General features: G+C 40.8%; 10 protein-coding genes. 6 read left to right on the plus strand and 4 right to left on the minus strand.

Going from position 1 to position 13,279, the window contains the following annotated elements; genetic code table 11:
- Nucleotides 1-54: 54 nt before the first annotated feature.
- The 3 genes from HMPREF9007_RS01900 to HMPREF9007_RS01890 all read right to left on the minus strand — a co-directional run bounded on the left by HMPREF9007_RS01900 (nucleotide 55) and on the right by HMPREF9007_RS01890 (nucleotide 3,398).
- On the minus strand, nucleotides 55-1,296 hold the full coding sequence (locus tag HMPREF9007_RS01900; protein ID WP_008763620.1) for an ABC transporter permease: 1,242 nt from the start codon (nucleotides 1,294-1,296) through the stop codon (nucleotides 55-57).
- Nucleotides 1,297-1,301: 5 nt separating this feature from the next.
- The gene (locus tag HMPREF9007_RS01895) at nucleotides 1,302-2,561 is read right to left on the minus strand and encodes an ABC transporter permease (RefSeq protein WP_008763621.1); all 1,260 of its coding nucleotides are present in this window, start codon (nucleotides 2,559-2,561) and stop codon (nucleotides 1,302-1,304) included.
- A 120-nt stretch (nucleotides 2,562-2,681) separates the two neighbouring features.
- Nucleotides 2,682-3,398, minus strand: coding sequence for an ABC transporter ATP-binding protein (locus tag HMPREF9007_RS01890; protein ID WP_008763622.1), 717 nt, complete (start codon nucleotides 3,396-3,398; stop codon nucleotides 2,682-2,684).
- 178 nt (nucleotides 3,399-3,576) lie between these two features.
- On the opposite strand from HMPREF9007_RS01890, the gene HMPREF9007_RS01885 reads away from it, so the two are divergent.
- The 3 genes from HMPREF9007_RS01885 to HMPREF9007_RS01875 all read left to right on the plus strand — a co-directional run bounded on the left by HMPREF9007_RS01885 (nucleotide 3,577) and on the right by HMPREF9007_RS01875 (nucleotide 5,792).
- Entirely contained in the window at nucleotides 3,577-4,557 is a 981-nt protein-coding gene (locus HMPREF9007_RS01885; RefSeq protein ID WP_008763623.1) for an ROK family protein, read from the plus strand.
- Between the two features lie 169 nt (nucleotides 4,558-4,726).
- Nucleotides 4,727-5,203, plus strand: a complete 477-nt coding sequence (locus HMPREF9007_RS01880) for a sigma-70 family RNA polymerase sigma factor (RefSeq protein ID WP_008763624.1) — start codon at nucleotides 4,727-4,729, stop codon at nucleotides 5,201-5,203.
- A 7-nt stretch (nucleotides 5,204-5,210) separates the two neighbouring features.
- On the plus strand, nucleotides 5,211-5,792 hold the full coding sequence (locus HMPREF9007_RS01875) for a hypothetical protein (RefSeq protein WP_008763625.1): 582 nt from the start codon (nucleotides 5,211-5,213) through the stop codon (nucleotides 5,790-5,792).
- A gap of 772 nt (nucleotides 5,793-6,564) precedes the next feature.
- Here HMPREF9007_RS01875 and rplS read toward each other — a convergent pair.
- Nucleotides 6,565-6,918, minus strand: coding sequence for a 50S ribosomal protein L19 (gene rplS, locus HMPREF9007_RS01865; RefSeq protein ID WP_005675578.1), 354 nt, complete (start codon nucleotides 6,916-6,918; stop codon nucleotides 6,565-6,567).
- 301 nt (nucleotides 6,919-7,219) lie between these two features.
- On the opposite strand from rplS, the gene HMPREF9007_RS01860 reads away from it, so the two are divergent.
- The 3 genes from HMPREF9007_RS01860 to HMPREF9007_RS01850 all read left to right on the plus strand — a co-directional run bounded on the left by HMPREF9007_RS01860 (nucleotide 7,220) and on the right by HMPREF9007_RS01850 (nucleotide 12,882).
- A complete protein-coding gene (locus tag HMPREF9007_RS01860) occupies nucleotides 7,220-8,167 on the plus strand; it encodes a site-specific integrase (protein ID WP_008763627.1) in 948 nt (315 codons plus the stop codon).
- Between the two features lie 368 nt (nucleotides 8,168-8,535).
- Nucleotides 8,536-11,697, plus strand: coding sequence for a PL29 family lyase N-terminal domain-containing protein (locus tag HMPREF9007_RS01855; protein WP_032850773.1), 3,162 nt, complete (start codon nucleotides 8,536-8,538; stop codon nucleotides 11,695-11,697).
- Between the two features lie 90 nt (nucleotides 11,698-11,787).
- Complete coding sequence (locus HMPREF9007_RS01850) at nucleotides 11,788-12,882, plus strand: OmpA family protein (protein WP_008765146.1); 1,095 nt, start codon at nucleotides 11,788-11,790, stop codon at nucleotides 12,880-12,882.
- The last annotated feature ends 397 nt before the right edge of the window (nucleotides 12,883-13,279 follow it).

Genomic DNA, 13,279 nt, shown 5'->3' on the forward strand with positions numbered 1-13,279 from the left:
TTGAATATATATGTTTAATTTTTAATTCTTCATTTAACTCTCAACTTTCCACTTCTACTCATCTCTGATCGCTTCAATCGGTTTGATAGCCATCGCACGGTAAGCAGGTGCCAGTCCTGCCAACATACCTAATGCGATCAGCAGGGCACAGGTTCCGACTGCTAATCCGAAGCTGACCTGGAAATGAGCATCTCCTCCGTTGGAGTTCGCTCCCATCTCAACCAGTTGCAGCACCATGACAGCGAAAGAAATTCCGAACATGCCGGCGATGGTTGTCAAGACCATGCTTTCAGATAAGATTTGCTGCAGGATGTCTTTGGGGCGTGCACCGATGGCACGGCGTATGCCGATTTCTGTAGTGCGTTCTTTCACTGTCACCATCATGATATTCGATACACCGATGGCGCCTGCCAGCAAGGTACCCAAACCTACCATCCAGATCAGAATATGGATACCGGTGAATAAGTTGTCTACCATGGAAAACATAGCCTCAGCGTTCAGATACATAAGCGCCTGCTTGTCATTAGGAGCAATATAGTGTGCTGCCTTGATGATTTCTTCCATTTGGGGTTGTACATCGGAAACCTTTACGCCCCGTTTGACGGTGAAGCAGATTACATCAATTTGTCCGCCTAGATTATAAGTCTGCTGCATGGTGGTGAATGGAAGGGTAACAGCCTCGGAGGCACGGCCCTGTATGTTCATATCTCCTTCGGAAGAAGACATGCCGATGACTTGATAGTAGATGCCGTCTACCCGTACATATTTGCCACACGGGTCTTCTCCCGGTTTGAACAGGCTTTCGTAAACACGCTTGCCAATAACGCAGACCTTACGCGCTTCACGGATATCTACGTCGTTGATAAAACGCCCGTATGCCATTTCTTGTGATTCGATATGGAGATAGTCGGGATATAATCCTTTCACACTACAATCGTATTTCTTGTCTCCATAAATAGCGTTGGATCCCCAACGGGCAACGGAAGGGGTGATGACTTCCACATCCTTTACCTGCGAGCGGAGGCGTTCGATGTCGATGGCTTCCAGATCCCACCAGCGTCCTTTACGAAATCCTTTGTAGGCTTCTCCCGTTTTTTGGGCGGCAAGGAAGCCGGAGTTGGTGGCAAATCCCTCAAAGTTCTTTTGCATCATATCCTGCAATCCCTGTCCGCCGCCGATAAGCGCCACGAGCATGAAGATTCCCCAGAATACGCCGAATGCCGTTAGCAGGCTTCTCGTTTTATTTCTTGTGATGGTGATGAGGATTTCCTCACAAGTATCTATGTCTATTCTCATAATCTTTAATCGGCTCTAAGTGCTTCGATCGGTCGGATGCTGACTGCTTTGCGGGCAGGGAACAATCCGGCTAATGTTCCGGCTATTACTAATGTGAGTGTAGCTTGGATGGCGATTCCTATGTCGACCGTTGGATTCAGGAATACCGTTTCGGACCATATACCGTTGTCCATAGTCTGGTTTCCGAAGGCATTGTTCATCCATTCGGTGGCTCCGATACCTGCAACCATACCTATATATCCGAATATGGTGGTAATCGTGACGCTCTCTACGATAATCAGCCAAAGGATAGAAAGTGGTTTGGCTCCGAGCGCTTTGCGGATGCCAAATTCTCGGGTACGCTCTTTAACGGTAATCAGCATAATGTTCGAAACTCCGACAATTCCGCTTAATAAGGTGAAAATGCCAATCACCCAAATGGCAATACGAAGCATCGCCGATCCTTGCTGTTGCTGCAGATAATTGGTGAAACGGTTCCATATCCAGATGGCGCTATGATCGGTCGGGTCAAAACGCTGGTTGGCGCCGATCACTTTACGGTAGTGGGCTTCGAATTCCTCGTTAGACTCTATTGTTTCCAAATTCTTGGTGGTCATGATGAGGTTATTCAGCTTGTCTCCTTTATTATAAATCGTTTGCAGGGTTGTGAACGGAAGATAAGCATCGCTGTCTCCGCTGTCACCTTTGTCATTGTACAGTCCTACTACCTGATAGACAACATTGCCCGCATTCACGAATTGTCCGATGGGGTCAGTATGTGTTTTGTCGAACAGGATTTCGGCAGTCTTTTTGTGGAGCACAATTACTTTCCGTCGTTCTTTAATGTCGATTTCGTTAATGAAACGTCCCTTAAAGAGTTTTACTACTTCCACTTCCGTATGGTTGGGATATACTCCGGAAAGATTCAGGTTGACATATTCCGGTCCGAAGCTAAGGTTCACACCTCCCTGATATACGGTTGCTCCGGCCTTGATGACATGATCCGGAAAATTCTTATTGGTCGTATTCAAGTCTTTGTTATCCAGTCGTATCCGCCTTCCTTCCTTCAGACCGTCGTATGATTTACTGGTCCATCCCGGAAAAATTTTGATGGAGTTCATGGCCCGTTCCGAAGCCGACTGTTCGAACGCGTGAATCAGCCCGTTGCCGGCACCCAGCAGGACGATGAGCATAAATATTCCCCATGCGACGGCAAATCCGGTGAGAAAAGTCCTCAACTTATTGCGTTTGATGGTACTATATATTTCTTGCCAAATATCAATCATATTTTAAGTAATAAGTTATAAGTAATAGGTAATAAGTATTAGGTATTAAGTATTAAGTATTAAGTATTAGGCTGCGCTGTGACCGCATGGAATTAATACCTAATACTTATTACCTATTACTTATTTCATAATTCCGTTTTGGCCGAATGGAGAGGCGTCGTGGTCGAGGTTCTCTTCAATCCGTTCGATAATACCATCTTTGATATGGATGATCTTGTCCGTTTGGTTGGCAACACCGCTTTCGTGGGTTACGACGACGATGGTCATTCCCATTCGATGCAAGTCTTTCAATATCTGCATTACTTCTACGGAAGTTTTGCTGTCCAGAGCACCTGTCGGTTCGTCGGCAAGGATGATCTGCGGCTGGGTGATTAATGCGCGGGCGATGGCTACACGTTGTTTCTGACCGCCACTCATCTCATTTGGCATATGGTGTGCCCAGTCTTTCAGTCCCAGTCGGTCGAGATATTCCAGAGCGAGTGCATTCCGCTTTTTGCGGCTCACACCTTGATAAAACAGGGGAAGTGCCACGTTTTCTACGGCATCCTTGAATGATATCAGGTTGAATGACTGGAAAATAAATCCGATCATACGGTTTCGATACTCGGCGGCTTTCGTTTCGCTCAAGTCCTTGATAAGTACGTTGTTCAGATAATAATCCCCCGTATCGTAGTTATCGAGTATTCCTAATATGTTTAGTAAAGTAGATTTGCCCGAACCCGAAGCTCCCATGATGGAAACAAACTCACCTCGCTGAATGTCGAGATTGATGCCCTTGAGTACATGGAGAGGTGCTCCGTTGTTGTAGGTCTTGTTAATGTCTGTTAGTTTTATCACAATTTCCCTTATTAAGTTTCTTTTTTCTTTTAATTTTTCACTATTAGACGCACGAAAGATACGAAAAGTTGCAAACAGAGTGAACTTTTTTGAAAAAACATTTTGTAGACTCAATCTTCTTTACGTAATTTGTGTGCAGTAAACTTTATAATTAACTAACCCTTTTAAATAAAGTATCATGAATTCAAACATGGAGAAACCCTACGTAGTAGGTATTGACATAGGCGGAACAAACACCGTCTTTGGGATTGTAGACGCACGCGGAACTATTATTGCCAGTAGCTCGATTAAAACAGCCGGCTATCCGACTGCTGCAGAATATGCTGACGAAGTATGCAAAAACTTGCTTCCGTTGATCATCGCTAATGGTGGTGTAGATAAGATCAGAGGTATCGGTGTCGGTGCTCCTAATGGTAACTATTATACCGGAACTATTGAATTTGCTCCGAACTTGCCTTGGAAAGGAATTCTTCCGTTGGCTGCTATGTTTGAAGAAAGACTGGGTATTCCTACTGCTTTGACCAATGATGCTAATGCTGCTGCTATCGGTGAAATGACTTACGGCGCTGCCCGTGGTATGAAAGATTTTATTATGATCACTCTGGGTACAGGTGTAGGTAGCGGTATCGTTATCAACGGTCAGATGGTTTATGGTCATGACGGTTTTGCAGGTGAATTAGGTCATGTGATTGCACGTCGTGACGGTCGTGTTTGTGGTTGCGGTCGTAAAGGCTGTCTGGAAACTTACTGTTCGGCTACCGGTGTAGCTCGTACAGCTCGTGAATTCCTGGCTGCTCGTACTGATGCAAGCTTGCTTCGTAATATTCCTGCTGAAAACATCACTTCAAAAGATGTATATGATGCAGCTGTACAAGGTGATAAACTGGCACAGGAAATCTTCGAATTTACAGGTAATATTTTAGGTGAGGCTTTGGCAGACGCTATTGCATTCTCCAGCCCTGAAGCAATTGTATTGTTCGGTGGTTTGGCTAAGTCGGGTGATTATATCATGAAACCGATTCAGAAAGCAATCGATGACAATATCCTGAATATCTATAAAGGCAAGACTAAATTGCTTGTTTCCGAACTGAAAGATTCTGATGCTGCTGTACTGGGCGCCAGTGCTTTGGCTTGGGAATTGAAAGATCTGAAAGAATAATATCATTTTTTTATAATAAAGGTAATTGGATCCCCGGGGGCGTTGAGTTTCCGGGGATTTTTTGTATGTGTTGTTTCTCAAAAGTTGTATCTGCAGGAAATAAAACTGGATATTCTGTAGTTTTTGGCGTTATATTGCGTCTAATGTATAGACGATTAATCAAAATAAGATGAAAAAATTGGAAATAGAGTTTGAGCAAGTTGTGAAGCAATATAAAAATACAATTTACACTGTATGTTTTATGTTCTCTAAAGACTCCCGGGAAGTGAACGATCTTTTTCAGGACGTGTTAGTTAATCTTTGGAAAGGTTTCGATACATTCAAAGGAGAAAGTAATATAGGAACATGGATATGGCGTGTAAGTCTCAATACTTGCATTTCATCAGACAGGAAAAAGAAGATTGTTTCTGTACCTCTGATTATGGGGATTGATCTGTTTGAAGATAGGGACGAAGATACAACACAGATAAAGATGTTGTATAACAGAATTAGTCGCCTGAAACATTTCGATAGGGCGATAGTGCTATTATGGCTTGAGAATTTCAGTTATGAGGAAATTGCAGCTATTGTAGGAATTTCTGTGAAGAATGTTTCCGTTCGCTTATTTAGAATTAAAGAAGAATTAAAAAAAATGTCTAACAACTAGAAAATATATGGGTATGGAAGAATATATAGATACGATTGAACTTAAACAAATGAAAGAACAGATAGCTATTCTTAACAGCAAGTTGGATGCGGAGGTCGTTGTTAATGAGAAGTTGTTACGTAAGGTTATTAAAAATAAGGTGTCGGGAATGAATCGGTATGTAGGGATTATGAATTCATTGGCATTATTACTTATTCCGTTTTATATTTGGGCATGTCCTTATTTGGGAATATCATGGTGGTTTTGTAGTGTGTTTTGTTTGTTCCTGTTTATAGCAGTTATGCACGGCTATTTTACGCATAAACGATTACGAACAAATGATTTAATGAGTGAGGATTTACTGGTGGTAGCTCGAAAGTTGATGGAAATAAAATCCCGTTATTCCATTTGGCGTAAATTTAGTATTCCATTTATTATTATACTTTTGTGTTGGCTCTTTATTGAACTGCAATTGGCAGGAAATAGCAATATTATAATTTTTTGTGTTAGTCTTATTTTTTCATTTAGGGAGGGATATAAACAGTATCACATGATGCAGCGCAAATTGGATGAAATTCAGCAGGAGATAGATGAAATTATGAAAGAGTGATCATTTCAGAAAGCAAAGGTTGGAAAATTATTATCAGGACATTTTATGCATTTAGGATTTCAATAAAACTTCTTCAACTCCAATAACTCTATGAATATGCGATAGATTTTGTTTTTAAGATTCTTGATGTGTTTGTGAATGTTCTGTTTAACTATTGTTTTGTTCGTTTTGTTGATGGTGTTTTGTCTTTTTGTTCGGTGGTGTAATTGTTTGTTGGATGATATGATATTTGTAGACTGTTGGGGATATGAGATGAAATAGAAATAAAATCCCTTGGAAATAGATAAAATTGCAATGTATAGCAAGTAAGATGAACTTGGTTTTAAAGGAAGCTTCCGTTCCTTTAAAACCAACGCCTCGTTCCTTTAAAACCAAAACCACTTTTTAATCCTTTGAAAACTTGCATATTGCTTTGGTTTTATGCAGAAAAACAGTTGTATATTGCATATTTATAGGTGATTTTATGCAATAATTTGTCTGAAACACAGATTTTTCTCTGTTTATTAATAATGTAAATCTTAAAAATGGGACATTGAATTCCGCTTTCTCTATTGTTGCCAATCGAACAATATAGACTTTTGCGATGATGACACTATCCTGATCACATACTGTCAGTATCCGGTAGGTATGGTAACACTATACCAGTAGGATGGTGTCACTATGTTCAAACGCTCGTTATGACAAAAGTATGGAAGAGAAAGACTTGAAATAAAAAAGAGGAAATCCCGTTACCGGAACTTCCTCTTTTTTATTTCGAATCTCAGAGTTCAGCTTAGTTGTTAACTCTTTTTTCTTTGATTCTAGCTTTCTTACCAGTAAGAGCGCGCAGGTAATACAATTTAGCGCGACGAACTTTACCTACCTTGTTCACTTCGATGCTATCGATAGCCGGTGATTCGATTGGGAAAATTCTTTCTACACCTACAGTACCTGACATTTTACGTACAGTAAAACGTTTCTTGTCTCCGTGACCGGCGATTTTGATAACAACACCACGGTACAACTGTACACGTTCTTTGTTACCCTCGATGATACGATATGCTACTGTTACAGTGTCTCCTGCTTTGAAGCTCGGGTGCTGTTTACCGGTAGCAAATGCTTCTTCTGCAATTTTAATTAAATCCATTGTTGCTATTATTAAATTGTTTTATCGTTACAACGCAACATACCAAGTATCTCTTCTCTTGACAGCGATTGCGCGAAAGCGGTGCAAAGTAACGAATTATTTATCAGATAGCCAAATGTTTTGGAGAAAATGATCGGCTGTGAGCTGGTATCGAATGTTTTTGGGGTTACATCAAACAAATGTGGCAATAGATTTGTATCTTTATGATTGGGAATAGGAAAAAAGGCACTGCCGGGGAATGTGGAGAAGGGTTCACTTCTCTTTTGCAGCAGCCTTTATTGATCATTTTAAACAGTAAAAAATGGGGAATTTAATTTCATTTATGAAGAAGGTAGCCGACGGGCTACGGGAAAGTGGGAATTATGGGACCGCCCATATTTACAGGAGTAGCATGAGTGCAATCCTTGCATTCAATGAAAGCGGGAATCTGCCTTTCCGAAAAGTGACTCCGGAGTTTTTGAAAAGTTTTGAAGCGTATCTGCGTGGAAGAAATTGTAGCTGGAATACGGTTTCTACTTATATGCGTACGCTGAGAGCTGTGTACAATCGGGCAGTAGACCGACGCATTGCACCTTATGTACCGCATCATTTCCGGTATGTCTATACGGGGACACGTGCTGATAAAAAGCGTGCATTGGAAAAAGAGGATATGGAACGTCTTATGAAAGATATTCCGAAACAGCTGCACTCGGGAAACAGGGAATTGCAGCGTGCTCGTGGTTTTTTCATATTAATGTTTTTGCTGCGTGGTATGCCTTTCGTCGATCTTGCTTATCTGAAAAAACATGATATAGACGGAAATGTCCTTACTTATCGTCGGAGGAAAACAGGCAGAATGCTGACTGTGACTCTTTTGCCGGAAGCGGTGAAATTGATCAAACAGCATATGAATACCGATCCTGCTTCTCCTTATCTCTTTTCGTTGATTTCCAGCAAGGAAGGAACGGAGGAAGCATATAAGGAATACCAGTTGGCATTGCGTAACTTTAATTATCAGCTGATGATTCTGAAACAAGTGCTGGGACTGACTACGGATCTGAGTTCATATACAGCGCGTCACACATGGGCTACGATGGCTTATTATTGTGAGGTGCACCCCGGTGTCATTTCAGAAGCGATGGGACATTCATCTATCACTGTCACAGAGACCTATCTGAAACCTTTCAAGAATAAGAAAATTGATGAAGCGAATGTAATGGTTTTCTCTTCCTTTAGGAAGTCTTTCTCGGTAGGTAATTATTTGAATTAAAGCCTGTTACTTTGTAGGTAACGGGGAGATAATACGCTGCAAAGATGAACATATTTTGGAAAACATGCAAACAAAAAAGATATTTTTTCTGATAAACTACTAAAAAAAGGAAATACACCAAACAAAACTGCGGATTTTTTGTGAAGAACACACCATGCTCTCTTATTATTGCAAAAGATTTCCCTCCCCTCTGCTGCTATTCTAAAGCAGGGGTTAAATATATTTTGATACTTATGTTTCTTGTCTACCCTTTAGACGCTTCTTCAGAAGTAGCTACAGGCTGTTTCCCGTTACCTACAAAGTAACGGGCGAATATTATTTGAACTTAGTGTTTAATAATATATTATTAATGTAATTTTTAAGTAGTTATGAAGAAAAAATTTATTAGAGTGATGTTTTTCGGAGCATTGGCGCTAACCACATTTTCATATGTAGGTTGTAAGGACTACGATGACGATATCGATCGGTTAGAGCAGAAGATAACCGAAAATGCCGACGCTATTGCGAAAATCAACGAGCTGATCGAAGGGGGATCTGTGATCACGAAAGTTGAGAACATTACCGGTGGTGTGGAAGTAACATTGAGCAACGGTAAGAGCTTTACCATTAAAAATGGTGATGCCGGAAAAGATGGTACTCAGTGGACGATTGGTGAAGACGGATACTGGTATCAGGACGGTAAGAAAACAGAGTTCAAGGCTAAAGGTGATAAAGGTGATCAAGGAGAACCGGGCACTCCGGGCGAGCCGGGAACTCCAGGTACTCCGGGTGAACCGGGAGAACCTGGACAGCCGGGTACTCCAGGTAAAGACGGTGATACCTATATTCCGGGTGGAGACGGATTTTGGTACAAGAATGAAGTGAAGCCGGAAAACAAGACTGATATGACTTGGGTTATCCCAGGAGTCGTTTCTGTTGCAGATATGGGAGATTACTATATTTTCAGTAATCTGAAGAATGAAGCTGGTGAAGCGACTTCTGCTACAGTTTATAAATACTCTGCTACTTTTGTTTCTTCTTTAGTACATGTACCTTCTAATATTCATAAAGAATTAGGAGATGTAGTATTTTTGCCGGTTATTGGTTATGATGAGAACTCTAAGGAAGCAGCTCCTGTATATGAATATAACAGTTCTAATAAGGTTGTAGATGCGACTTTGGTTAATGGATGGGCTACATTTGAGTACAAACTGAATCCGGCTAATGTTAATCCTAAGTATTACACAGGAGTAAGTTTTGTCGAAAAAACAGCTACAGTAGCAACTAAAGCTGTTACTGAAATAGGATTACCTATTGCTAAAGTTGTTCCTAACGAAGATCGTGGCAAATTGATCGTAAAAGCTACTGCTGGTGATAATGCAGAGAATCAGAATGCATTTAAGATGTTTACTGAATACAATGAGGATGGAACTATGGTTAGCAGATATAATAATCCTGTTGGCAAACCATTCTCTGAAGCAGATGAATATGGTGAAGTAAAAGAAAACGGTCTAGGTAAGGCTAACATGCTTGCTTATGTAGTTAAGAATACAAATGAACAATTAGGTGCTGCTGAAAATGTTAATGTAGTGTCTGACTATGTTGCTGTAAAACGTATGGTAGTTGAACAACAAGAAACAACTATTGCTATGCCGCTTAAGGGAACTGACAGACCTGCAGTGATTGATCAGGAAGCTCAGGTTCTGACTGAATTGACTGCAATTTATAAGTTGGCAGATGTAACGAAAGACGGTAAAGTAGACCAAGCATTAGTAAATGCTAAGGTGGCAGCTATCCAGCCTTTGTTGAAACTGAAATATACTGAGTCTTTGGATTTGAATACGGTACTGAAAGGGATTGCTACAAAATTCCATACCAATACAGGGTTTAATGCAAAGGACGGTCAATATTTGCTGACTGATCTGGGATTCGAAAACGTTACATTCAAATATGAATTGATGTCAAATCCTCTAGGAGAAGTTGATCAGACTTTCAGATATCTGAAACTTGATGGAAGTACAATCTCTGTGATTAATCAACAAGATGCTGCTATTGACCGTGAACCTGTTCTGAAAGTTCAAATGTACGTAGATGGCGTCTTTGTTATGACTAAGTTGCTGAAAATAAAGATTACACAACACGAACAGTTGACAGAAGACTTTATTAATAAAGATTTGCTTCCTCAGACGCTTGCTTGTTCACCCATCTATGGTGGTGGTTTAATATTGGATCAGGAAGCTCCTTTCAAACACGTGGACACCGCTGGTGAGTTAGATTATCTGTATAAGGTAGATGGTCTTAAGATTGACTTTGACCAATACTTCAATAAGCTGAAAATAAGCAAAGAGAAGTTTGTTGAATACTATGGCGCAAATCCTGCAGTTGAGGTTAAGAAAGATGGTGCAGAATTCACTGGTTGGAGTCTGACAGCTGATGATAGCAAGAATCTGAGAATTGATTATTCTAATGTTTCAGGAACGGCTACTACTTTAAATAACTATATCTACTTCGGATTGAAACCGGCATTGCATGCAGGTACTTATGTAATTAAGTTCAAGTATGCTACAACCAATAAATTGGCTGAATACGGTTCATTCACTATTACTACTACGTTGGTAGTGAAAGATCCTAAGCATGTTTGGGTATATAATCCATCTATGTGGAATGGTACAGAGAATATGCTGGGTTATGGTCAACCTACTTCAGGAGACTACGATACACCGTTCTTGATGAAGGCTGTCCTTGAAGATGGATTCAAAGAACCTGCACCTTGTTGTGGTAACTGGACATTTGCTATAGCAGATGCTACAATTGAAGCTACTGATGCCAAGATCGTTTTAGTTGGTGGTAAACATGAATTGCAAATCCTGAAGAAAGAATGGATGGATAAGAAGATTCGTATCAAGGTAACAGAAGAGCTTGCAATAGGTCGTACAATTGACAACTATGTATCTGCTGGTGCAGAGTCCAAAGAATTTGATATTGTATTCCCTAACCCGGTAGCATATACTCCGATCAATGCGTCTGCTTGGTATTTGGTTGACCAAGCTCCTACAGCAACATGGGATAACGGTGCTTATCTGCCAATCTATCGTTTCATTAAGCTGTATGATACACACAGAGGTGAAACTACCAATGGGCTGATGTATGATGGTAGCCAAAAAGCTCCTTGGGCTAAGTTGAATACTGTAGAAAGTGGAAAATCTCTGTTCAAGATGCATCAGGTTAAGGTTTCTTATGAGCTCTCTGATAAGAATAATGACATTGTGAAGAGACATGCTTCTATTGTGAAGAATGGTGAGAAAGAAGTTGGTTTGCTGAAATGGGAAAATACTGGTGGTGCAGCTGTTGGTTCAGTTGACCAGCCGATTGTAATCAATGTAACAATAGAGAATACATGGATGGGTGATCCGGCTCAAACAACGAAGCAAGTTCACGAAGTCACTGTATATGTGAAGAAAGCTGATACTAAGTATACGAAGCCAAGTACAGGATTCTTGGGTACATTGGCTGCTCCTGAAGGATTAGGCTCATACGCTGATTTGAACTAACATTAACTTGTAAATAGTTTTAGAAGGGTATCTTCATAAGAGAGGGTACCCTTCTTTAATAAATATCTTATTTAAAGAAAAGAGATGAGCATGAATAAAAAGAAATTGTGGATAGCAGCGTTTTCTTTGCTATTTGGCAGTATAGCCGTCTCTGCACAAGAACAGAGAATTAAAGAAGAAGGTAAGACGGAATTCAAATCCCATTGGTTTATGCAGGTACAAGCTGGTGCTGCGCATACCGTTGGTGAGGCCAAATTCACTGATCTTATATCTCCTGCAGTTGCATTGAATGTCGGTTATCAGTTTGCTCCCGCATGGAGTGCTCGTGTAGGCGTTAGCGGATGGCAGGCTAAAGGTAGTTGGGTTGCTCCACGGCAGGATTATAAATATAAATATCTTCAAGGTAATGTGGATATAGTATCTGATTTGAGTACGCTGTTTTGTGGTTTCAATCCCAAGCGTGTATTCAATGGCTATATATTTGCCGGAGCGGGTCTTAACCGTGGCTTCGACAATGACGAAGCTGTTGCAATTAACGCAGCCGGTTACCCGATGGGCTATCTTTGGACAGAAGGAAAGTTTCTTGTTGCCGGGCGCTTAGGTCTGGGATGCAACTTGCGCTTGAATGACCGTTTGGCTATCAATATAGAAGGTAATGCCAATGTTCTTTCCGACAAGTTTAATTCGAAGAAAGCGGGAAATGCCGACTGGCAGTTCAATGCTTTGGTGGGTTTGACTATTAAATTTGGCAAAGGTTATAAAGAAATCCCGCCTGTGTATTACGAACCGGAACCGGTCGTGGTGGAACAACCGAAACCTGCTCCTGTGGTAGAGCAGCCACAACCTAGAAAAGAGGTAGTAGTACAGCCTATGAAACAGGATATCTTTTTTGCCTTGAACTCGGCTAAGATACAAGACGACCAAAAGTCTAAAATCAATATGTTGGTAGAATATTTGCAGAAGAATCCGTCTGCCAAGGTAAAAGTGACTGGCTATGCGGATGCTAATACAGGAAATTCTAAGATCAATAAAACACTGTCCGAAAAACGTGCAGCTAATGTTGCAGAAGTTCTGAAAACAAAAGGAATAACTCCTGATAGAATCATTGCCGATTCCAAAGGTGATACTGTTCAGCCCTACAAAACACCGGAAGAAAACCGGGTGAGTATCTGTATTGCTGAATAAATCATGTTGCTCAACCGATACGTAAGTAACGGATGCGACTACTTTGCGGGTATCTGTCTCTGTGAAGCGATTGATAGTCGTTTTTCCCCACTAAGGATTTCCCCACTATAGTCCTTAGTTTATTTTAGTGAAGAGAGGAAAGGTCTGCACTTGCGAAAGACCGGACTTTTCGCTAACTCTATTCAAGGGACGTTCCTAATTTCCCCTTTTTCCCTGGGAACGTCCCTTTTTATTGCATATCATTGATGATAATTCTTCCCCATATAAAACTTAAGATATATACAAAAATGTCACACGCCCAATAGCACTTTGGGATTTTGAACAAATATATCCCTATCTTTGTCTTTTAAGATTTAGGGAAATAGTAAGAAAAGGTGTTATGGAAGAAGCATGGGAA

Origin of the sequence: Bacteroides sp. 1_1_14, assembly GCF_000162515.1 — a bacterium.
Taxonomy (GTDB): Bacteria; Bacteroidota; Bacteroidia; order Bacteroidales; family Bacteroidaceae; genus Bacteroides; species Bacteroides thetaiotaomicron.

Coding starts and splice junctions, on each gene's coding strand:
- HMPREF9007_RS01900 (WP_008763620.1), bottom strand. CDS start 1,296: ATGAGAATAGACATAGATACTTGTGAGGAAATCCTCATCACCATCACA.
- HMPREF9007_RS01895 (WP_008763621.1), bottom strand. CDS start 2,561: ATGATTGATATTTGGCAAGAAATATATAGTACCATCAAACGCAATAAG.
- HMPREF9007_RS01885 (WP_008763623.1), top strand. CDS start 3,577: ATGAATTCAAACATGGAGAAACCCTACGTAGTAGGTATTGACATAGGC.
- HMPREF9007_RS01880 (WP_008763624.1), top strand. CDS start 4,727: ATGAAAAAATTGGAAATAGAGTTTGAGCAAGTTGTGAAGCAATATAAA.
- HMPREF9007_RS01875 (WP_008763625.1), top strand. CDS start 5,211: ATGGGTATGGAAGAATATATAGATACGATTGAACTTAAACAAATGAAA.
- rplS (WP_005675578.1), bottom strand. CDS start 6,918: ATGGATTTAATTAAAATTGCAGAAGAAGCATTTGCTACCGGTAAACAG.
- HMPREF9007_RS01860 (WP_008763627.1), top strand. CDS start 7,220: ATGGGGAATTTAATTTCATTTATGAAGAAGGTAGCCGACGGGCTACGG.
- HMPREF9007_RS01855 (WP_032850773.1), top strand. CDS start 8,536: ATGAAGAAAAAATTTATTAGAGTGATGTTTTTCGGAGCATTGGCGCTA.
- HMPREF9007_RS01850 (WP_008765146.1), top strand. CDS start 11,788: ATGAATAAAAAGAAATTGTGGATAGCAGCGTTTTCTTTGCTATTTGGC.